Here is an 18029-nt window from a genome sequence, read left to right as displayed (position 1 = left end):
TTGCTGTCTTTTCCTTGTCAGGATGCTTGGCAGACACTGGAGACGTTTCCCCCTATAATGTCCGGTCGCATTAACGAAGAGGTGCAAGGTGGCTCTGGACAAGATAAGTGTACGTGGGGCGAGAACCCACAACCTGAAAAATGTTTCCCTTGAGATTCCACGCGACCAGCTGGTGGTAATAACCGGCCTCTCCGGTTCGGGAAAGTCTTCTCTGGCCTTTGATACCCTCTATGCTGAAGGCCAGAGGCGCTATGTGGAATCCCTCTCAGCCTATGCCCGTCAATTTCTGTCGATGATGGAGAAACCCGATGTCGATGGCATTGAAGGCCTGTCCCCAGCCATTTCCATCGAACAGAAATCCACATCCCATAACCCGCGGTCCACCGTGGGCACCATCACTGAAATTTATGACTATCTACGCCTTCTCTATGCACGAACCGGCATACCCCGTTGTCCGGAGCATGAGGTGGAGCTGGTCGCCAAAACCGTTAGTGAAATGGTCGATGAAGTCCTCAACCTGCCCGAGGAATCCCGCATTCTGATTCTTGCGCCGGTTATTCAGGATCGCAAGGGTGAGCACCTCAATCTGCTTGCAGACCTCAAAGCTCAGGGTTATATCCGGGCCCGAATTGATGGTCAGGTGGTTGAGCTGGATGAAGCGCCCGAGTTGGACAAAAAACGCAAACACACCATCGAAGTGGTGGTTGACCGCCTCAAAGTCCGTGATGACCAGCAGCTACGCCTGGCGGAATCTTTTGAAACCGCTCTGGCTCTATCTGATGGCCTGGCTCTGGTCAGCTTTATGGGCAGCGAACAAGAAGACCTCTTGTTTTCAGCCAACTATGCCTGCCCTCACTGTGGCTATGCAGTCTCTGAGCTAGAGCCACGGATGTTTTCTTTCAACAATCCCGCCGGCGCCTGCCCAACCTGTGATGGCCTGGGGCACAAGGCCTTTTTTGATGAGCACAAATTGATCGTTTCACCTGAGCTTTCTCTTGCTGAAGGGGTTATCAAGGGCTGGGACAGGCGCAATGTCTATTATTTTGGACTGCTCAAACAGTTAGCCAAGCATTATGACTTTACTTTAGAAACGCCCTGGAAAGAGCTTCCCAAAAAAATCCAGCAAGTCATTTTACAAGGTAGCGGAGAAGAAAAGATAGACTTCACCTATTCCAGTGATCGCGGGCGCCAGGTCATTAAGTCCCACCCTTTTGAGGGCGTGCTGCCCAACCTGGAAAGGCGTTACCATGAAACGGATTCCCAGAATCTGCGCGAAGAGCTCGCCAAACTCCTCACCACCCATGCCTGCCCCAGCTGTCATGGCAGCCGTCTCAAGGAGGCTTCACGTCATGTTTTTGTCGGCGGCATCAACCTACCTGAGGTGGTGAAAAAGCCGTTAGGCGAAGCCAGCAACTATTTCAGTACGCTGAAACTGGACGGGCACAGGGGCGAAATAGCTCAACGCATCCTGGTTGAAATCGTTGAACGACTTAATTTTCTAGTCAATGTCGGTTTGGACTATCTGTCTCTGGAACGAAGCGCCGAAACCCTGTCAGGTGGTGAAGCCCAGCGTATTCGCCTGGCCAGCCAGATAGGTGCGGGCCTGGTGGGTGTGATGTATATTCTTGATGAGCCTTCCATCGGCCTTCACCAAAGAGATAATGAACGCCTGCTCAGCACCCTGATGCGCTTACGCGACCTGGGTAATACCGTACTCGTGGTCGAGCATGACGAAGACGCTATTCGCCAAGCGGATCACCTCATTGACATAGGGCCGGGCGCGGGCGTGCATGGCGGCCAGATCGTTGCTCAGGGCACACCTGAACAAGTGATGCAGGCAAAGGGGTCAATCACCGCTGACTATCTTACTGGACGCCGGAAAATAGAAGTTCCCCAACTGCGTCATCCACCGAGCGAAGATCAACACCTATGGATACGCGGCGCCAGTGGCAATAATTTGCGCAACGTGGATGCCTGTATTCCGCTAGGCATTATGACCTGCGTCACCGGGGTTTCCGGTTCAGGCAAGTCCACCCTGATCAATAACACCCTCTATCCGCACGCAGCCCATGACCTCAATGGCAACACCAGCCTAACCCCTCAGCCGTGCAAAACCATTGAAGGCCTGGATAAGCTGGACAAGGTCATAGATATTGACCAGAGCCCAATAGGCCGCACTCCCCGCTCAAATCCAGCGACCTACACGGGTATCTTCACACCGGTCAGAGAGCTGTTTGCTGGAACTCAGGAAGCCAGATCACGAGGTTATAAGCCAGGACGTTTCAGCTTTAACGTTAAAGGCGGGCGGTGTGAGGCTTGTCAGGGTGATGGCCTGATCAAGGTGGAAATGCACTTCTTGCCGGATATCTATGTGCCCTGTGATGTGTGTAAGGCCAAACGCTACAACAGGGAAACCCTGGAAATACGCTACAAGGGTAAGAACATTCATGAAGTTTTGGAAATGACGATTGAAGAGGCGCGCGAATTCTTCTCTGCGGTGCCTGCAGTTGCCCGTCGCTTGCAAACCCTGATGGATGTGGGTCTGTCTTATATACGCCTGGGCCAGAGTGCAACCACGCTTTCAGGCGGAGAAGCTCAAAGGGTCAAGCTGGCTAAAGAGCTGGCTCGCCGGGATACCGGCAAAACTCTCTATATTCTGGATGAGCCCACCACCGGCCTGCACTTTGAAGACATTAAACAGCTCCTTGCCGTCCTGCATCGCCTCAGAGACCACGGCAATACCCTAGTGGTCATTGAGCACAATCTGGATGTCATTAAAACGGCGGACTGGATTATCGATATGGGACCGGAAGGAGGTAAAGGTGGCGGACAGATCATAGCTGAAGGTACACCTGAAGAGGTCGCCAGGGAGGCTCATTCGCATACCGGACGCTTCCTTGCCAAGATGCTTTAATAAAAGCCAGGCATAAAAAAACCGCGACTCAAGTCGCGGTTTTTTTGTTTGAAGATCACTTATTCAGCATCTTCAGCCTGAGGGCGATCAACCAGCTCTACATAGGCCATAGGGGCCTGATCACCAGTACGCATGCCGCACTTAAGAATGCGAACATAGCCACCAGGACGCTCAGCATAACGCTGGCCCAGTTCAAAAAGCTTACCAACGGCAGCTTTAGAACCAGTACGCGCAAATGCCAGGCGACGGTTAGCAACACTATCAACCTTAGCCAGGGTAATCAGCGGCTCGATAACACGACGCAGCTCTTTAGCCTTGGGCAGAGTTGTTTTGATGACTTCATGTTCAACCAGAGAAACGCTCATGTTTTTAAACATGGCCTTACGATGGCTGCTATTTCTATTGAGTTTACGACCACTCTTACGATGACGCATTGTCGTTTATCCTTTCCAAACCTTGAGACTTGAAATGACGTATTAGGCGCTGGCCTTGTCGTCGTTCTTCAAACTGGCAGGCGGCCAGTTTTCCAACCGCATACCCAAAGACAGGGCACGGGCAGCGAGGACATCCTTGATTTCAGTCAGAGACTTCTTACCAAGGTTAGGTGTCTTCAGCAGCTCAACTTCTGTGCGCTGGATCAAGTCACCAATATAATAAATGTTCTCGGCCTTGAGGCAGTTGGCTGAACGTACAGTCAGTTCAAGGTCATCTACCGGACGAAGAAGAACCGGATCAATTTGATCTTCCTCTTCTTCGGGCTCTTGTTGCTTGTCTGTTTCCAGATCAACGAAGGCAGCCAGCTGCTCTTGAAGAATGGTTGCCGAACGGCGAATGGACTCTTCAGGGTCCAGGGTGCCATCAGTTTCCAATTCCAAAACCAGCTTATCAAGGTCAGTACGCTGCTCAACGCGCGCCGCTTCAACGGCATAGGCGACACGTAGCACAGGACTAAAAGTGGCATCCAGAGCCAGGCGGCCAATGGGACGGGTTTCGTCATCATCGGATACACGGGCATCTGCTGGCACATAGCCACGACCCTTCTCAACACGCAGCTGCATGTTCAGCTGAGCACCACCATTCAAATTGGCGATGACCAAGTCAGGGTTGATGATCTCAACATCATGATCACCCTGAAGGTCGCCTGCTGTTACAGGTCCTGGACCTTGTTTTTTCAGCGTCAACACAGCATCGTCGCGGCTGTGAATTTTCACCGCAACCTGCTTGAGATTCAGGAGAATTTCAATCACATCTTCCTGAACACCCTCAAGTGTGCTGTACTCATGCTCGACGCCTTCGATCTCTGCTTCGACTATTGCACAGCCGGGCATGGAGGAAAGCAGAATACGACGCAGAGCATTCCCCAGGGTATGACCAAAACCACGCTCGAAAGGCTCGAGGATGATTTTTGCACGGGTCGGACTCAAGGTCTCGACTTTGATATCTCTTGGGCGAAGAAACTCTGTCACTGAACGCTGCATATGAACACCTGTTTGGCTGCCAGACGGTTACTCCAAGATTACTTGGAGTAAAGCTCGACGATGAGGTTTTCGTTGATTTCGGCTGAAAGGTCAGTACGCTCAGGCTGTGCCTTGAAAGTACCTTCCAGCTTGTTGCCATCAACCTCGACCCAGGAAACGTCTGAGCGCTGAGAAGCCAGTTGCAGGGCATTCTTGATACGTAGCTGCTGCTTGGACTTTTCACGCACGGCAACGACATCACCGGGCTGAACCTGATAAGAAGCCACATTGACTGTCTTACCATTAACGGTTAGGGCTTTGTGGCTGACCAGCTGACGTGCTTCTGCACGCGTGGAGCCAAAGCCCATGCGGTAAACCACGTTATCAAAACGTGATTCCAGCAGCTGAAGCAGGTTTTCACCTGTAGCACCCTTCATACGGGCAGCTGCTTTGTAGTAGTTACGGAATTGCTTTTCCAGAACACCGTACATACGACGGACTTTCTGTTTCTCGCGAAGCTGCAGACCATAGTCTGAAAGACGAGAACGACGTTGACCATGCTGACCGGGAACTGCTTCTGATTTACACTTCTTCTCAAAAGGAGTTACACCGCTTTTCAACAGCAGATCAGTACCCTCACGACGTGAGAGCTTACACTTGGGACCTAAGTAACGTGCCATGAATCTGCCTCCTTATACGCGGCGTTTCTTCGGTGGGCGACAACCGTTGTGTGGAATCGGGGTCACATCGGTAATGTTGGTGACCTTAAAACCAGCAGCGTTCAGAGCGCGAACGGCAGATTCACGGCCAGGACCAGGGCCCTTGACCATAACGTCGACATTCTTCAGACCATACTCGGCTGCCGCTGTAGCGGCACGTTCACTCGCGACTTGCGCTGCGAACGGGGTGCTCTTACGAGAACCACGAAAACCCGAACCACCGGCAGTAGCCCAGGAAAGGGTATTGCCCTGGCGGTCAGTTATCGTAATGATGGTATTGTTAAAAGAGGCGTGGATATGGGCGACGCCATCCACTACCGTCTTTTTAACTTTTTTACGAGTACGCGGGTTAGCCATAGTATCTTAAATTCCTGATTTTCGCGGTAGCACACCAGCTAAGACGGTGTGCAACCTGCTTATTTGCGAATAGGTTTACGCGGTCCTTTACGGGTACGCGCATTAGTTTTAGTGCGCTGACCACGAACCGGCAGGTTACGGCGGTGGCGAATGCCACGGTTGCAACCCAGATCCATCAGACGCTTAATATTCAGCGTAACTTCACGACGCAGATCACCTTCAACGGTGAAAGCGCTCACTGCATTACGCAGTTTATCCAACTCGTCGGTGGACAAGTCAGCAATTTTACGATTAGGTTCAATCCCGGATTCTGCACAAATCAATTTGGCGCGCGTTTTACCAACACCAAAAATGTAGGTCAGAGAAATGACCGTGTGCTTGTTATCCGGAATATTGACACCAGCAATACGTGCCATTCACTTCACTCCGATTCCAAGCCGGCAAAAGCCAGCTCCAGTTTTTATGTCCACAAAGGGCGCAAAAGCATACCCCTTGATAAAAGAAATATCAAGGGGTAAAAGCTGCAGCCTTCATGGTCCTGTCCAGAGTCTTAACCCTGGCGCTGTTTGTGACGAGGCTCAATGCAAATAACACGCACCGAACCGCGACGACGAATGATCTTACAGTTACGACAGATCTTCTTCACAGATGCACGAACTTTCATCTTCTACTCCGTTCCCAAAAGGTGATCAGCGTTTGCGACCATAGCCCTTGAGGTTAGCTTTTTTAAGCAAAGACTGATTCTGATATTGATGCGACATCAAGTGCGACTGCAGTTGTGCCATAAAGTCCATCACTACGACGACCACGATCAGCAAAGCGGTACCACCAACGTAGAAAGGAATATCCCAGGCAACCTGCAGGAACTGAGGCATCAAGGAAACAGCCGTTATATACAGTGAACCGAACAGGGTCAGGCGAGTTACCACCCCATCAATGTATTTTGCTGTTTGCTCGCCTGGACGGATACCGGGCAGGAAAGCACCTGATTTTTTCAGGTTTTCAGCAATTTCTTTGGGGTTGAACATGAGTGCTGTATAAAAGAAGCAGAAGAATACAACACTGAGTGCAAAAAGCAAGATGTACAGGGGTGCACCTGGGGCAAGAAGTTGCGCCAGATCCTGTAAAAGCCCCATACCTTCCGCACTTCCAAACCACTGGCCAATCGACGCGGGGAACAACAGGATACTTGAAGCAAAGATGGGTGGAATTACCCCAGCCATGTTTACTTTCAGCGGCAGATGATTGGATTGCGCTGCATACATCTGATTACCCACCTGCCGTTTGGCATAGTTCACCGTAACGCGGCGTTGGCCACGTTCGATAAATACGACAAAAGCAACAGTGGCAATACCCAGGGCACCGATTACCAACAAAGGAATCAGGTTCCAGGTACCTTCACTACGGGCAATTTCCAGAGAGCTACCTATAGCACCGGGCAAGCCCGCTACGATACCGGCGAAGATCAGCAGGGAAATACCGTTACCGATACCTCGCTCTGTAATCTGTTCACCCAGCCACATCAGGAAGACAGCACCACAAACCAGGGTCGTTACCGCAACAAAATAGAACCCGAAGTTCGCCATATAGACGACACCGCTTTGTCCTGCCAGGCCTACTGACATACCGATCGCCTGCACAAATGCCAGACCCACGGTGCCATACCGTGTGTACTGGTTGATTTTGCGACGTCCGGCTTCACCTTCTTTTTTCAGTGCTTCCAGCTTAGGTGTTACCGCTGTTAGCAGCTGCATGATAATCGAGGCAGAAATATAGGGCATGATACCCAGTGCCAAGATACTCATATTCTCCAGAGCACCACCCGAGAACATGTTAAACATGTCCAGGATGGTGCCACGGGTCTGATCGAAGATGGCAGCAAGCTGGTCAGGATTAATACCAGGGACAGGCACATGAGCACCAATGCGATACACAATGATCGCAACAATGACAAAGCGCAAGCGGGCCCAGACTTCTCCGAGTCCGCTTTGATTTCCTGGTAGGGATCCTGGTTTAGCCATTTCGTCCTCGACTTATCTTAGTCTTCGACTTTACCGCCAGCCGCTTCAATGGCCGCACGAGCACCCTTGGTCGCCTTAACGCCCTTGAGGGTTACTGCACGGTTGATTTCGCCGGACAGAATCACTTTTACATACTGAGTAGACTGCTTGATGATGTCCGCAGCTTTCAGGGTTTCAAGGCTAACCTCGTCCCCTTCAACTTGGGCAACTTCGTGCAGACGTACTTCAGCAGTCAGCGGTGCCTTGTGCGAAGTAAAACCAAATTTTGGCAGACGACGCTGCAAGGGCATTTGACCGCCTTCAAAACCTGGTTTGACCGTTCCACCAGAGCGCGCTTTCTGCCCTTTGTGACCGCGACCGCCAGTTTTACCCAGTCCACTACCGATACCGCGACCAACGCGCTTGGCGTCAGTTTTGGAGCCGGGTGCTGGGCTCAGATCGTTCAGATGCATGACTTATGCTCCTTCAACTCGCAGCAAATAGTTGACCTTATTGATCATGCCACGTACTGCGGGAGTGTCTTCCAGTTCTACCTGGTGACCAATACGGCGCAGACCCAGCCCCTTAACACAAAGCTTGTGCTTGGGAAGAGTGGCTATGGGGCTGCGTACCAGAGTGACTTTAATTTTCGCCATGGTTTACCCCAGAATCTCTTCTACGGTCTTGCCGCGCTTAGCAGCGATGTCTTCTGGCGCTTTCATAGCCGCCAGACCCTTGACCGTGGCGCGAACCACGTTGACCGGATTGGTTGAACCGTAACACTTAGCTAGAACATTCTGAACACCTGCCAGTTCCAGTACGGCGCGCATGGCACCGCCGGCAATAATACCGGTACCTTCCGATGCAGGCTGCATGAAGACTTTAGAAGCCCCATGAGCTGCACGTACAGGATACTGAAGCGTGGTGCCGTCCAGTTGGACATTAACCATGTTACGGCGAGCCTGTTCCATTGCCTTTTGAATCGCTACAGGCACTTCACGTGCCTTGCCACGACCAAAGCCAATGCGACCCTTGCCGTCGCCTACGACGGTCAAGGCGGTGAAACCGAAAATACGGCCACCCTTGACCACCTTGGCGACTCGGTTGACCTGTACAAGTTTTTCTTGCAGGTCACCGGCTGTTTTTTCAATATTCGCCATCGTCACACCCTTTAGAATTCCAGGCCGCCTTCACGAGCCGCATCAGCCAGGGCTTTTACGCGACCATGATATTTGAAACCACCGCGATCAAAGGCAACAGTTTCAATACCTGCAGCTTTGGCTCTTTCGGCGATCAGCTTGCCTACCTTGGAGGCGGCTTCGATGTTACCTGTCGCTCCGCTACGCAGACTGGAATCCAGCGTTGAAGCACTGGCCAGTACCTGGCCGCCATCGGCGGAAATGATCTGCGCATAAATGTGCCGCGGAGTGCGGTTCACGCACAGGCGAATCGCACCCAGCTCGCGAATTTTGGCGCGGGCACGGCGGGCACGACGTAAACGAGATTCTTTCTTCGCGTTCATAACCCTGCCTTACTTCTTCTTGGCTTCTTTACGACGAACGAGTTCGTCGCTATAGCGGATGCCCTTGCCCTTATAGGGTTCTGGACGGCGGAAACTGCGAATCTCTGCAGCACACTGGCCAAGCAGTTGCTTGTCAGCACCCTTCAATACAATCTGGGTGTTGCTGGGAGTTTCTGCTGTCACGCCGGCAGGAAGGGTATATTCCACCGGATGGGAGAAGCCCAAGGTAAGATTGATAGTTTGCCCTTTGGCTTGTGCACGATAACCAACACCGTTAATTTCCAGAGACTTGCTAAAGCCTGTGGAAACACCAGTCACCATATTGTTGACCAGTGCACGGGTAGTACCGGCATGCGCCCAGGCAGCTCGGTTGTTCGGGTTGCCAGCAGCAACTGTCACTGTTTTATCATCCACTTTAACATCGACCAGCGGATGGATATCCAGTTCAAGGGAGCCATTGCCACCCTTTACAGTTACCTTGCTGTCATTGAGTTTCAGCTCAACGCCAGCTGGCAGTTCAATCGGTTTCTTTGCTACGCGGGACATTGTACTCTCCCTTAGAACACGGTGCAGATGACTTCGCCACCGACACCGGCCGCACGTGCTGCACGATCACTCATCACACCCTTAGAGGTGGAGATAATCGCAACGCCCAGGCCGCCGGCAACTTTAGGCAGCTCACTCTTGCCTTTGTAGCTACGCAAACTGGGTTTGCTAACACGTTCGATCTTCTCGATGACCGCTTTACCTTCAAAATACTTCAAAGTCACAGTCAGTTCAGGTTTTACATCACCTTGGACTTGGAAGTCCTCGATGAAACCCTCTTCTTTTAGCACCCGGGCAACTTCAATTTTCATTTTCGAAGACGGCATGGTGACCGTCTCTTTGGTTGCCATTTGTGCATTGCGAATACGAGTAACCATATCCGCCAGGGTGTCTTGCATGCTCATTAGCTTTGCACTCCTGGATCCTAAGCTTACCAGCTGGACTTACGCAGACCGGGCACATCACCACGCATGGCTGCTTTACGCAGCGCGTTGCGGCTCAGGCCGAACTTGTTGTAAAAACCGTGTGGACGTCCAGTTGCACGGCAGCGGTTACGCTGACGAACAGAACTGGAATCACGCGGCAGCTTCTGCAGTTGTTGTAGCGCGTCCCATTGCTCTTCTTCCGAAGAGTTGGGGTTAACAATGATCGCCTTCAACTCAGCGCGCTTGGCAGCATACTTTTCTACCAGTTTGGTGCGCTTGAGTTCACGCTGAACCATGGAAACCTTCGCCATGTTTTTCCCCTTACTTCTTGAACGGGAAGCCGAGCGCAGTCAAAAGCGCGCGACCTTCGTCGTTGTTACGGGCACTTGTGGTGATGGTCACGTCCAGTCCACGCACCCTGTCAACCTTGTCATAGTCGATTTCAGGGAAGATGATCTGCTCACGCACACCCATGCTGTAGTTACCACGACCGTCAAAGGACTTGGGGCTCAAGCCACGGAAGTCACGAATACGAGGAATCGCAACATCCACCAGACGGTCCAGGAATTCCCACATGCGCTCATGACGCAGGGTGACCTTACAACCAATTGGCCAACCTTCGCGAACTTTAAAGCCTGCGATGGATTTACGTGCCTTGGTTACCACAGGCTTTTGCCCGCTCAGTTTTTCCAAATCCGCAACGGCGTTTTCCATCAGCTTTTTATCGCTGAGTGCTTCACCTACACCCATGTTCAGGGTGATCTTGGTGATGCGTGGTACTTCCATCACGTTCTTTAAGCCAAGCTCGTCTTTCAGTTTGGCTGCCACTTCATCTTGGTAAAGATTTTTCAATCTAGCCATGCTGATACCTGACTTGATTAGGAGTCGATCTCAGCTTGAGTCGACTTGAAAATACGTACCTTGGAACCATCGTCCAGGACCTTGAATCCTACTCTATCAGCCTTGCCAGTTTCCTTATTGAAAATGGCAACGTTGGAAGCATGAATGGGCGCTTCGCGCTCAATGATGCCGCCAGGCTGATTGGCATAGGGATTTGGGCGCGTGTGGCGCTTAATCATGTTGACTCCGGAAACCACATAGCGGTTATCCTTGAGTACACGCTTGATGGTGCCACGCTTACCCTTGTCTTTGCCTGCGATGACGATCACTTCATCGTCACGTTTAATTTTACGCATAACCGGCCTCTCTCCTTATAGCACTTCGGGTGCCAAGGAAATGATCTTCATGAACTTGTCGCCACGCAGCTCGCGGGTTACCGGCCCGAAAATACGGGTGCCCATCGGAGCGTCCTTGTTATCCAGAATGACGGCAGCATTGCCATCAAAACGAATAGCAGAACCATCTGGACGGCGAACGGGCGCCTTGGTGCGAACTACCACAGCCTTGAGAACCTGGCCTTTTTTCACCTTGCCACGAGGAATGGCATCTTTAACGGTGACCTTGATGATGTCACCGACACGTGCATAACGGCGGTGAGATCCACCCAGCACCTTGATGCACATTACGCGACGCGCGCCGCTGTTGTCGGCAACATCCAGCATTGATTGCGTCTGAATCATTAGTTATCTCCAAACTTTAAGCGTTCAGAAGCTGAGTTACCTCAGACTTCCTTGGCACGCTCAACAATCTCGACCAGTTTCCAGGTTTTCGTCTTGGACAAAGGACGACTTTCCTGGATGGTTACGGTGTCACCCATGCGAGCATCATTGGCCTCGTCATGTGCATGTAGCTTCGTGGAGCGACGTACATACTTACCGTACAGAGGGTGAGCAACACTGCGCTCAACCATGACTGTGACAGTCTTGTCCATTTTGTCGCTGACCACCTTGCCGGTGACAGTTCTGGCTTTCTTTTCAACTTCGGCCATTTTAGTTACCTGCCTTATCGTTGAGCACGGTTTTAATCCGAGCCACGTCACGACGCAACTGCTTAAGCAGATGGGTCTGACCCAGCTGACCAGTCACCTTGCGCATGCGGAGTTGAAACTGCTCGCGCAATAGACCTTGCAGCTGTTCTTTGAGCTCGTCAGCGGATTTCTCGCGCAGTTCTTGAGCTTTCATTACATCACCGTCCGTTTAACAAAAGTTGTCGGGATAGGAAGTTTGGCTCCGGCGAGCGCAAAGGCCTGGCGAGCCAGTTCTTCAGACACACCTTCAACTTCATAGAGCACCTTTCCGGGTTGAATAAGGGCGACCCAGTATTCCACGTTACCCTTACCTTTACCCATACGAACTTCCAACGGCTTTTCTGTAATCGGCTTATCTGGAAAAACTCGGATCCAAATCTTACCACCACGCTTGATGTGACGAGTCATGGTACGACGCGCCGCTTCAATTTGCCGGGCGGTCAGACGACCACGACCAGTGGCTTTCAGACCGAATTCACCAAAGCTGACCTTATTACCGCGATTTGCCAGGCCGCGGTTACGGCCAGTATGCATCTTGCGGAATTTTGTACGCTTGGGCTGTAACATCGACTATCCCCTTACTTGGAACCTTTCTTCTTAGGCGCCTGCTGCTGAGGCTGTTGAGCAGCCTTGGCACGCACCTCTTCGATCCCGCCCAGAATTTCGCCTTTAAAGATCCACACCTTGACGCCAATGACACCATAGGTAGTGTGGGCTTCAGCAGTGGCGTAGTCGATATCAGCGCGTAGGGTATGCAGAGGTACACGACCTTCGCGATACCACTCAGAACGGGCAATCTCTGCACCACCGAGACGTCCGCCAACCTGGATCTTGATGCCTTTGGCACCCAGACGCATGGCATTCTGCACGGAGCGCTTCATAGCACGGCGGAACATCACACGACGCTCCAGCTGACCAGCAACACTCTGAGCAACCAAGGCTGCATCCAGCTCTGGTTTGCGAACTTCTTCAATGTTGATGTGCACAGGCACACCCATCATGTCGGACACATCCTTGCGTAGACGATCAACATCTTCGCCTTTCTTGCCAATCACGATGCCGGGGCGGGCGGTGTGAATGGTGATGCGAGCGTTATTTGCAGGACGCTCGATCTGGATGCGGCTAACAGCTGCTTGCTTCAGGCGCTCTTCAAGGAAGCTACGCACCTGCAAGTCATTATTTAGCTTATCGGCATAAGACTGGCCTTCGGCATACCAAGTAGAGGTATGGTCCTTAACAATGCCCAGACGAATGCCAGTAGGATTGACTTTCTGACCCATCGGGTGACTCCTTACCGGTCTGCAACCTTGACGGTGATATGGCAAGTGCGCTTGAAAATGCGGTCAGCACGGCCCTTGGCACGGGGTTTAATCCGTTTCATGGTCATGCCTTCATCTACCATAATGGTAGAGACACGCAGTTCATCAATATCAGCACCTTCGTTATGCTCAGCGTTTGCAATTGCAGACTCGAGAACTTTTTTAACCAGACTTGCAGCCTTTTTGGGGCTGAATGCAAGCAGGTTAAGTGCATCCGCAACCTTCTTGCCACGCACCTGATCAGCAACCAAGCGCGCCTTCTGTGCGGACAGACGGGCACCACGCAATTTAGCGGCGACTTCCATCATTACCTCCTCGATTAGCGCTTGGCTTTCTTGTCAGCTGCATGACCCTTGTAGGTACGGGTAGCAGCAAATTCACCCAGCTTGTGACCGACCATCTCTTCAGTGATGTAAACCGGTACATGCTGGCGTCCATTGTGGACAGCAATCGTAAGGCCGATCATATCTGGAATGATCATTGAGCGACGTGACCAAGTCTTGATTGGCTTTTTGTCTTTGCCTTCGACCGCAACTTCCACTTTTTTCAACAGATGAAGGTCAATGAAAGGACCTTTCTTCAGTGAACGAGGCACAGCGGTATCCCCTTAATCGTTATTTCGCTTTACGGCGACGAACAATCAGATTGTTAGTACGCTTGTTTTTGCGAGTTTTGTAACCCTTGGTAGGTACACCCCAAGGCGTTGTTGGGTGTTTACCCATATTACGTCCTTCACCACCACCGTGAGGGTGGTCAACTGGGTTCATGGCAGTACCACGAACGGTAGGACGTACACCACGCCAACGGGAAGCACCGGCTTTACCAAGAACTCGCAGGCTGTGTTCAGAATTACTGACTTCACCCAGAGTCGCACGGCAATCTACCAATACCTTACGGGTCTCACCTGAACGCAGACGCAAGGTGGCATAAGCACCCTCACGGGCAACCAGCTGAGCAGAAGTACCTGCAGAGCGGACCATTTGCGCACCTTTGCCAGGCTTGAGTTCAATACAATGAACCGTAGAACCCAGTGGCATGTTACGCAGTGGCAGCGTGTTGCCTGCCTTAATCGGAGAATCCATACCCGATTGAATCTGGTCACCAGCAGTCAGACCCTTGGGAGCGATAATGTAGCGGCGCTCACCATCCAGGTACTTGATCAGCGCGATGTTGGCTGAGCGATTAGGATCATATTCCAGACGCTCAACAATACCTACAACACCGTCTTTGTTACGCTTGAAGTCGATGATGCGATAATGTTGACGATGACCACCACCGATATGACGGGTAGTGATACGTCCATTGTTGTTCCGGCCGCCAGACTTGCGCTTGGTATCCAACAGAGGTGCATGAGGCGCACCCTTGTGCAGATCCTTGTTCACCACCTTGATTAGATGGCGGCGACCGGCTGAAGTCGGCTTAGCTTTTATAACTGCCATGATTCAACCCCTTGCCTTATTCCGCGTCAGCGAAATCGATCGCTTGACCTTCCGCGAGGCTAACATAAGCCTTACGGAAACCTTTGCGACGACCGAGACCGTGAAGAGTGCGTCGGGTTTTAGCTTTAGCATTCGTAACACTAACGGCTTCAACCTTGACATCAAACAGTTGCTCGACAGCCTTTTTAATTTCAGGCTTAGTCGCATCTGAAGCTACTTTAAATACATACTGGTTTTTTTCGTCAGCCAGTACAGCAGCTTTCTCGGTCATGTGTGGACCGAGCAGCACTTTATATAGGCGCTCCTGGTTCATCCCAATTTCTCCTCGAACTGACGCAGGGCTGGCACAGTGACCAGTACGTTTTCGTAGGCGATCAGGCTTACAGGATCAGCAGCTTTGGCTTCAATCACATCAACGTGGGGCAAGTTGCGAGCAGCCAGGTAAAGATCACTGTTCAATTCAGAAGTAACGATCAGCACCTTGTCCAGCTTCATTTCTGCAAGCTTGGTAGCCAGTAGCTTGGTCTTAGGGGCTTCAACAGTGAAGTCCTCAACAGCAACCAGGCGATCCTGACGAGCCAGTTCTGACAGAATGGAACGCATCGCAGAGCGATACATTTTCTTGTTCACTTTTTGTGAGTGATCTTGTGGACGGGCCGCAAAAGTAACGCCACCTTTCCGCCAGATCGGAGAAGTCGCTGTACCAGCACGCGCACGGCCAGTACCTTTTTGACGCCAAGGCTTCTTACCACCACCTTTAACATCAGCGCGATTCTTCTGGGCACGAGTACCTTGACGGGCACCGGCCATATAGGCAACGACAACCTGGTGAACCAGGGCTTCGTTGAATTCTTTTCCAAAGGTCGCATCGGATACTTCGACAGTACCCTGAGCTCCGGCAAGATTCAGGTTCATGTGTCTCTATCCTCTTAGCTGCGAGCCTTGACCGCCGGACGAACCAGCACATCTGAACCGGTAGCGCCAGGCACGGCACCTTTTACCAGCAGCAGATTACGCTCTTCATCAACGCGGACGACTTCCAGAGATTGCACGGTGACACGCTGATTACCCATTTGACCAGCCATTTTCTTGCCTTTAAAGACACGGCCTGGCGTCTGGTTCTGACCAATAGAACCAGGAGCACGGTGGGAAAGGGAGTTACCGTGGGTAGCATCCTGAGTACGGAAATTCCAGCGCTTAACAGCACCTTGGAAACCCTTACCTTTGGATGTAGCGGTCACATCGATTGATTGACCTGCTTCGAACAGACTGACTGTCAGCTCAGCGCCCACTTCTGGAGCTTCCTGACCTTCAGCTAGAGGAAATTCACGCAGCAGACGACCTGCCTCTACACCAGCCTTGGCAAAATGACCTGCCTGAGCTTTGGTAAGATGCTTGGCCTTACGTGAACCTGAAGTAACCTGAACAGCAGTATAGCCATCGTTTTCAAGGCTACGAATCTGCGTTACTCGGTTAGGAGTCACTTCAATAACGGTGACAGGTATAGAAATACCTTCTTCGGTGAAAATGCGGGTCATGCCGCTTTTCTTACCGACTAAACCAAGAGCCATTTTATGTCTCCTATCAGTGTACGGGGCTATCACCCGCTATGGCTGCCTTTTTCAGGGCATTCCACTATCTCAATTGTATTGCGTCTCGCGACGCGAACCACTTAGCTTGTCAGCAGGGATTAACCCAGGCTGATTTGAACATCAACGCCAGCAGCCAGTTCGAGCTTCATCAGGGCATCAACTGTTTTTTCAGTTGGCTCAACAATATCCAGCACACGCTTGTGGGTGCGGATCTCATACTGATCGCGGGCATCTTTGTTCACGTGCGGAGAAATCAGCACGGTGAACTTTTCTTTGCGAGTCGGCAGAGGGATCGGACCTTTGATCTGAGCTCCAGTACGCTTGGCTGTCTCAACAATCTCCAGCGCGGACTGATCGATCAGTCGATGATCAAACGATTTCAGCCGAATACGGATTTTCTGGTCTTGCATTATCCAATGCTCCGATACGGACACTAGGATGCAGGCATCTGCACCCCACCTAAAAAGGAGCAGCATTATAGTGCTGCCATCTAAAGGATGTCAAATCTTCTTCTCAAGATTTATACAACAAAGAGGGCCTCCTTGCGGAGACCCTCTTTAAGGTGCGAGCACCAAGATTCGATATTACTCGATGATCTTAGCTACAACACCAGCACCTACGGTACGGCCACCTTCACGAATCGCAAAGCGCAGGCCGTCGTCCATTGCAATAGGAGCAATCAGAGTAACAACCAGCTTGACGTTATCGCCAGGCATAACCATTTCAGTACCTTCAGGCAGTTCACAAGAACCAGTTACGTCAGTTGTACGGAAGTAGAACTGAGGACGGTAGCCCTTGAAGAAAGGCGTATGACGGCCACCTTCGTCTTTGGACAGAACATAAACTTCTGCTTCAAAAACGGTGTGAGGAGTGATGGAACCTGGCTTGGCCAGAACCTGACCACGCTCAACGTCGTCACGCTTGGTGCCACGCAGCAGGGCACCGATGTTCTCACCAGCACGACCTTCGTCGAGCAGCTTGCGGAACATTTCCACACCAGTACAGGTGGTTTTGGTGGTTTCTTTAATACCAACGATTTCAATTTCTTCGCCAGTTTTAACGATACCACGCTCTACACGGCCAGTTACTACTGTACCACGACCGGAAATAGAGAAAACGTCTTCGATTGGCATCAGGAAAGGCTGGTCAATCGCACGCTCAGGCTCAGGGATGTAGTCGTCCAGGGCTTCTACCAGTTTCTTAACGGCAGTAGTACCCATTTCGTTGTCATCTTTACCTTCCAGAGCCATCAGGGCAGAACCGATGATGATTGGAGTGTCGTCGCCTGGGAAGTCATAAGTAGACAGCAGGTCACGAATTTCCATCTCAACCAGTTCCAGCAGCTCTTCATCGTCAACCATGTCGGCTTTGTTCATGAAGACTACGATGTAAGGTACACCAACCTGACGAGACAGCAGGATGTGCTCACGCGTCTGAGGCATGGGGCCGTCAGCAGCAGAACATACCAGGATAGCGCCGTCCATCTGAGCAGCACCAGTGATCATGTTCTTGACATAGTCAGCGTGGCCTGGGCAGTCAACGTGTGCATAGTGACGCGTTGGAGAATCGTACTCTACGTGAGAAGTAGCGATGGTGATACCACGCTCTTTTTCTTCAGGAGCATTATCGATACCGTCAAAGGCAACAGATGCGCCTGTGCCCCAAACTTCGTGACATACACGAGTCAGAGCAGCAGTCAGAGTGGTTTTACCATGGTCAACGTGACCGATGGTGCCAACGTTTACGTGGGGTTTACTACGTTCAAATTTTTCTTTAGCCACAACGATAACCTCTTCAGTTAACGGCAGAATT

30 protein-coding genes are annotated in these 18029 nt (G+C 51.5%); 1 reads left to right on the top strand and 29 read right to left on the bottom strand.

What is annotated here, in order from left to right:
- The first annotated feature begins 94 nt into the window (after positions 1–94).
- The gene (uvrA, locus tag BM185_RS13685) at positions 95–2914 is read left to right on the top strand and encodes an excinuclease ABC subunit UvrA (protein ID WP_091965041.1); all 2820 of its coding nucleotides are present in this window, start codon (positions 95–97) and stop codon (positions 2912–2914) included.
- Between the two features lie 59 nt (positions 2915–2973).
- On the opposite strand, the gene rplQ is transcribed toward uvrA, so the two are convergent.
- From rplQ to tuf, 29 genes are all read right to left on the bottom strand, one after another.
- Positions 2974–3348: a 50S ribosomal protein L17 gene (gene rplQ, locus BM185_RS13680; RefSeq protein ID WP_091964912.1), complete on the bottom strand. Its 375-nt coding sequence runs from the start codon at positions 3346–3348 to the stop codon at positions 2974–2976.
- Positions 3349–3390: 42 nt separating this feature from the next.
- Positions 3391–4392, bottom strand: a complete 1002-nt coding sequence (locus BM185_RS13675; protein ID WP_091964910.1) for a DNA-directed RNA polymerase subunit alpha — start codon at positions 4390–4392, stop codon at positions 3391–3393.
- A gap of 38 nt (positions 4393–4430) precedes the next feature.
- A complete protein-coding gene (gene rpsD / locus BM185_RS13670) occupies positions 4431–5051 on the bottom strand; it encodes a 30S ribosomal protein S4 (RefSeq protein ID WP_091964907.1) in 621 nt (206 codons plus the stop codon).
- A gap of 12 nt (positions 5052–5063) precedes the next feature.
- On the bottom strand, positions 5064–5447 hold the full coding sequence (gene rpsK / locus BM185_RS13665; RefSeq protein ID WP_091964905.1) for a 30S ribosomal protein S11: 384 nt from the start codon (positions 5445–5447) through the stop codon (positions 5064–5066).
- 59 nt (positions 5448–5506) lie between these two features.
- Complete coding sequence (rpsM, locus tag BM185_RS13660; protein ID WP_091964903.1) at positions 5507–5863, bottom strand: 30S ribosomal protein S13; 357 nt, start codon at positions 5861–5863, stop codon at positions 5507–5509.
- 134 nt (positions 5864–5997) lie between these two features.
- Positions 5998–6111 carry a 50S ribosomal protein L36 gene (gene rpmJ / locus BM185_RS13655; protein WP_072326876.1) on the bottom strand — a complete coding sequence of 38 codons (114 nt, stop codon included), beginning with the start codon at positions 6109–6111 and terminating at the stop codon, positions 5998–6000.
- 25 nt (positions 6112–6136) lie between these two features.
- The gene (secY, locus tag BM185_RS13650; protein ID WP_091964901.1) at positions 6137–7468 is read right to left on the bottom strand and encodes a preprotein translocase subunit SecY; all 1332 of its coding nucleotides are present in this window, start codon (positions 7466–7468) and stop codon (positions 6137–6139) included.
- 17 nt (positions 7469–7485) lie between these two features.
- Positions 7486–7920, bottom strand: coding sequence for a 50S ribosomal protein L15 (gene rplO / locus BM185_RS13645; protein WP_091964899.1), 435 nt, complete (start codon positions 7918–7920; stop codon positions 7486–7488).
- A gap of 3 nt (positions 7921–7923) precedes the next feature.
- Positions 7924–8103, bottom strand: a complete 180-nt coding sequence (rpmD, locus tag BM185_RS13640) for a 50S ribosomal protein L30 (protein WP_091964897.1) — start codon at positions 8101–8103, stop codon at positions 7924–7926.
- 3 nt (positions 8104–8106) lie between these two features.
- Positions 8107–8607: a 30S ribosomal protein S5 gene (rpsE, locus tag BM185_RS13635; protein ID WP_091964895.1), complete on the bottom strand. Its 501-nt coding sequence runs from the start codon at positions 8605–8607 to the stop codon at positions 8107–8109.
- A gap of 11 nt (positions 8608–8618) precedes the next feature.
- The gene (rplR, locus tag BM185_RS13630) at positions 8619–8969 is read right to left on the bottom strand and encodes a 50S ribosomal protein L18 (protein ID WP_091964893.1); all 351 of its coding nucleotides are present in this window, start codon (positions 8967–8969) and stop codon (positions 8619–8621) included.
- Between the two features lie 9 nt (positions 8970–8978).
- Entirely contained in the window at positions 8979–9515 is a 537-nt protein-coding gene (gene rplF / locus BM185_RS13625) for a 50S ribosomal protein L6 (RefSeq protein WP_091964891.1), read from the bottom strand.
- Between the two features lie 11 nt (positions 9516–9526).
- The gene (gene rpsH, locus BM185_RS13620; protein ID WP_091964889.1) at positions 9527–9919 is read right to left on the bottom strand and encodes a 30S ribosomal protein S8; all 393 of its coding nucleotides are present in this window, start codon (positions 9917–9919) and stop codon (positions 9527–9529) included.
- A gap of 26 nt (positions 9920–9945) precedes the next feature.
- The gene (gene rpsN / locus BM185_RS13615) at positions 9946–10251 is read right to left on the bottom strand and encodes a 30S ribosomal protein S14 (RefSeq protein WP_091964887.1); all 306 of its coding nucleotides are present in this window, start codon (positions 10249–10251) and stop codon (positions 9946–9948) included.
- Between the two features lie 10 nt (positions 10252–10261).
- Positions 10262–10801: a 50S ribosomal protein L5 gene (rplE, locus tag BM185_RS13610; protein WP_091964885.1), complete on the bottom strand. Its 540-nt coding sequence runs from the start codon at positions 10799–10801 to the stop codon at positions 10262–10264.
- A gap of 17 nt (positions 10802–10818) precedes the next feature.
- Positions 10819–11136 (bottom strand): 50S ribosomal protein L24, encoded by a 318-nt coding sequence (gene rplX / locus BM185_RS13605; RefSeq protein WP_091964883.1) that lies wholly within the window; start codon positions 11134–11136, stop codon positions 10819–10821.
- 15 nt (positions 11137–11151) lie between these two features.
- Positions 11152–11520 (bottom strand): 50S ribosomal protein L14, encoded by a 369-nt coding sequence (rplN, locus tag BM185_RS13600; protein ID WP_072326865.1) that lies wholly within the window; start codon positions 11518–11520, stop codon positions 11152–11154.
- Positions 11521–11561: 41 nt separating this feature from the next.
- Complete coding sequence (rpsQ, locus tag BM185_RS13595) at positions 11562–11828, bottom strand: 30S ribosomal protein S17 (protein WP_091964881.1); 267 nt, start codon at positions 11826–11828, stop codon at positions 11562–11564.
- Position 11829: 1 nt separating this feature from the next.
- On the bottom strand, positions 11830–12021 hold the full coding sequence (gene rpmC, locus BM185_RS13590) for a 50S ribosomal protein L29 (protein ID WP_091964879.1): 192 nt from the start codon (positions 12019–12021) through the stop codon (positions 11830–11832).
- Positions 12021–12434 carry a 50S ribosomal protein L16 gene (rplP, locus tag BM185_RS13585; RefSeq protein WP_091964877.1) on the bottom strand — a complete coding sequence of 138 codons (414 nt, stop codon included), beginning with the start codon at positions 12432–12434 and terminating at the stop codon, positions 12021–12023. Before rplP ends, rpmC begins: the two co-directional genes overlap by 1 nt.
- An 11-nt stretch (positions 12435–12445) precedes the next feature.
- On the bottom strand, positions 12446–13147 hold the full coding sequence (gene rpsC, locus BM185_RS13580; protein WP_091964875.1) for a 30S ribosomal protein S3: 702 nt from the start codon (positions 13145–13147) through the stop codon (positions 12446–12448).
- 11 nt (positions 13148–13158) lie between these two features.
- Positions 13159–13491 (bottom strand): 50S ribosomal protein L22, encoded by a 333-nt coding sequence (gene rplV / locus BM185_RS13575; protein WP_091964872.1) that lies wholly within the window; start codon positions 13489–13491, stop codon positions 13159–13161.
- Between the two features lie 14 nt (positions 13492–13505).
- Positions 13506–13781, bottom strand: coding sequence for a 30S ribosomal protein S19 (gene rpsS / locus BM185_RS13570; RefSeq protein ID WP_091964870.1), 276 nt, complete (start codon positions 13779–13781; stop codon positions 13506–13508).
- Positions 13782–13800: 19 nt separating this feature from the next.
- On the bottom strand, positions 13801–14625 hold the full coding sequence (gene rplB / locus BM185_RS13565; protein ID WP_091964868.1) for a 50S ribosomal protein L2: 825 nt from the start codon (positions 14623–14625) through the stop codon (positions 13801–13803).
- 16 nt (positions 14626–14641) lie between these two features.
- On the bottom strand, positions 14642–14938 hold the full coding sequence (rplW, locus tag BM185_RS13560; RefSeq protein ID WP_091964866.1) for a 50S ribosomal protein L23: 297 nt from the start codon (positions 14936–14938) through the stop codon (positions 14642–14644).
- On the bottom strand, positions 14935–15540 hold the full coding sequence (gene rplD / locus BM185_RS13555; RefSeq protein ID WP_091964865.1) for a 50S ribosomal protein L4: 606 nt from the start codon (positions 15538–15540) through the stop codon (positions 14935–14937). Before rplD ends, rplW begins: the two co-directional genes overlap by 4 nt.
- 14 nt (positions 15541–15554) lie before the next feature.
- A complete protein-coding gene (gene rplC / locus BM185_RS13550) occupies positions 15555–16196 on the bottom strand; it encodes a 50S ribosomal protein L3 (RefSeq protein WP_091964863.1) in 642 nt (213 codons plus the stop codon).
- Between the two features lie 119 nt (positions 16197–16315).
- Positions 16316–16627: a 30S ribosomal protein S10 gene (rpsJ, locus tag BM185_RS13545; protein ID WP_091964861.1), complete on the bottom strand. Its 312-nt coding sequence runs from the start codon at positions 16625–16627 to the stop codon at positions 16316–16318.
- Positions 16628–16801: 174 nt separating this feature from the next.
- A complete protein-coding gene (tuf, locus tag BM185_RS13540) occupies positions 16802–17998 on the bottom strand; it encodes an elongation factor Tu (protein WP_091964859.1) in 1197 nt (398 codons plus the stop codon).
- Between the last annotated feature and the right edge of the window lie 31 nt (positions 17999–18029).

It is taken from the genome of Marinospirillum celere, from assembly GCF_900112235.1.
GTDB lineage: Bacteria > Pseudomonadota > Gammaproteobacteria > Pseudomonadales > Halomonadaceae > Marinospirillum > Marinospirillum celere.
Note: the sequence above shows the minus strand (reverse complement) of the source record. Positions and strands in the feature narration are given on the sequence as shown.

What these genes read in the sequence shown, in the direction of transcription:
- rplQ (WP_091964912.1), bottom strand. Translation starts at nt 3,348, where the DNA reads ATGCGTCATCGTAAGAGTGGTCGTAAACTCAATAGAAATAGCAGCCAT.
- BM185_RS13675 (WP_091964910.1), bottom strand. Translation starts at nt 4,392, where the DNA reads ATGCAGCGTTCAGTGACAGAGTTTCTTCGCCCAAGAGATATCAAAGTC.
- rpsD (WP_091964907.1), bottom strand. Translation starts at nt 5,051, where the DNA reads ATGGCACGTTACTTAGGTCCCAAGTGTAAGCTCTCACGTCGTGAGGGT.
- rpsK (WP_091964905.1), bottom strand. Translation starts at nt 5,447, where the DNA reads ATGGCTAACCCGCGTACTCGTAAAAAAGTTAAAAAGACGGTAGTGGAT.
- rpsM (WP_091964903.1), bottom strand. Translation starts at nt 5,863, where the DNA reads ATGGCACGTATTGCTGGTGTCAATATTCCGGATAACAAGCACACGGTC.
- rpmJ (WP_072326876.1), bottom strand. Translation starts at nt 6,111, where the DNA reads ATGAAAGTTCGTGCATCTGTGAAGAAGATCTGTCGTAACTGTAAGATC.
- secY (WP_091964901.1), bottom strand. Translation starts at nt 7,468, where the DNA reads ATGGCTAAACCAGGATCCCTACCAGGAAATCAAAGCGGACTCGGAGAA.
- rplO (WP_091964899.1), bottom strand. Translation starts at nt 7,920, where the DNA reads ATGCATCTGAACGATCTGAGCCCAGCACCCGGCTCCAAAACTGACGCC.
- rpmD (WP_091964897.1), bottom strand. Translation starts at nt 8,103, where the DNA reads ATGGCGAAAATTAAAGTCACTCTGGTACGCAGCCCCATAGCCACTCTT.
- rpsE (WP_091964895.1), bottom strand. Translation starts at nt 8,607, where the DNA reads ATGGCGAATATTGAAAAAACAGCCGGTGACCTGCAAGAAAAACTTGTA.
- rplR (WP_091964893.1), bottom strand. Translation starts at nt 8,969, where the DNA reads ATGAACGCGAAGAAAGAATCTCGTTTACGTCGTGCCCGCCGTGCCCGC.
- rplF (WP_091964891.1), bottom strand. Translation starts at nt 9,515, where the DNA reads ATGTCCCGCGTAGCAAAGAAACCGATTGAACTGCCAGCTGGCGTTGAG.
- rpsH (WP_091964889.1), bottom strand. Translation starts at nt 9,919, where the DNA reads ATGAGCATGCAAGACACCCTGGCGGATATGGTTACTCGTATTCGCAAT.
- rpsN (WP_091964887.1), bottom strand. Translation starts at nt 10,251, where the DNA reads ATGGCGAAGGTTTCCATGGTTCAGCGTGAACTCAAGCGCACCAAACTG.
- rplE (WP_091964885.1), bottom strand. Translation starts at nt 10,801, where the DNA reads ATGGCTAGATTGAAAAATCTTTACCAAGATGAAGTGGCAGCCAAACTG.
- rplX (WP_091964883.1), bottom strand. Translation starts at nt 11,136, where the DNA reads ATGCGTAAAATTAAACGTGACGATGAAGTGATCGTCATCGCAGGCAAA.
- rplN (WP_072326865.1), bottom strand. Translation starts at nt 11,520, where the DNA reads ATGATTCAGACGCAATCAATGCTGGATGTTGCCGACAACAGCGGCGCG.
- rpsQ (WP_091964881.1), bottom strand. Translation starts at nt 11,828, where the DNA reads ATGGCCGAAGTTGAAAAGAAAGCCAGAACTGTCACCGGCAAGGTGGTC.
- rpmC (WP_091964879.1), bottom strand. Translation starts at nt 12,021, where the DNA reads ATGAAAGCTCAAGAACTGCGCGAGAAATCCGCTGACGAGCTCAAAGAA.
- rplP (WP_091964877.1), bottom strand. Translation starts at nt 12,434, where the DNA reads ATGTTACAGCCCAAGCGTACAAAATTCCGCAAGATGCATACTGGCCGT.
- rpsC (WP_091964875.1), bottom strand. Translation starts at nt 13,147, where the DNA reads ATGGGTCAGAAAGTCAATCCTACTGGCATTCGTCTGGGCATTGTTAAG.
- rplV (WP_091964872.1), bottom strand. Translation starts at nt 13,491, where the DNA reads ATGGAAGTCGCCGCTAAATTGCGTGGTGCCCGTCTGTCCGCACAGAAG.
- rplB (WP_091964868.1), bottom strand. Translation starts at nt 14,625, where the DNA reads ATGGCAGTTATAAAAGCTAAGCCGACTTCAGCCGGTCGCCGCCATCTA.
- rplW (WP_091964866.1), bottom strand. Translation starts at nt 14,938, where the DNA reads ATGAACCAGGAGCGCCTATATAAAGTGCTGCTCGGTCCACACATGACC.
- rplD (WP_091964865.1), bottom strand. Translation starts at nt 15,540, where the DNA reads ATGAACCTGAATCTTGCCGGAGCTCAGGGTACTGTCGAAGTATCCGAT.
- rplC (WP_091964863.1), bottom strand. Translation starts at nt 16,196, where the DNA reads ATGGCTCTTGGTTTAGTCGGTAAGAAAAGCGGCATGACCCGCATTTTC.
- rpsJ (WP_091964861.1), bottom strand. Translation starts at nt 16,627, where the DNA reads ATGCAAGACCAGAAAATCCGTATTCGGCTGAAATCGTTTGATCATCGA.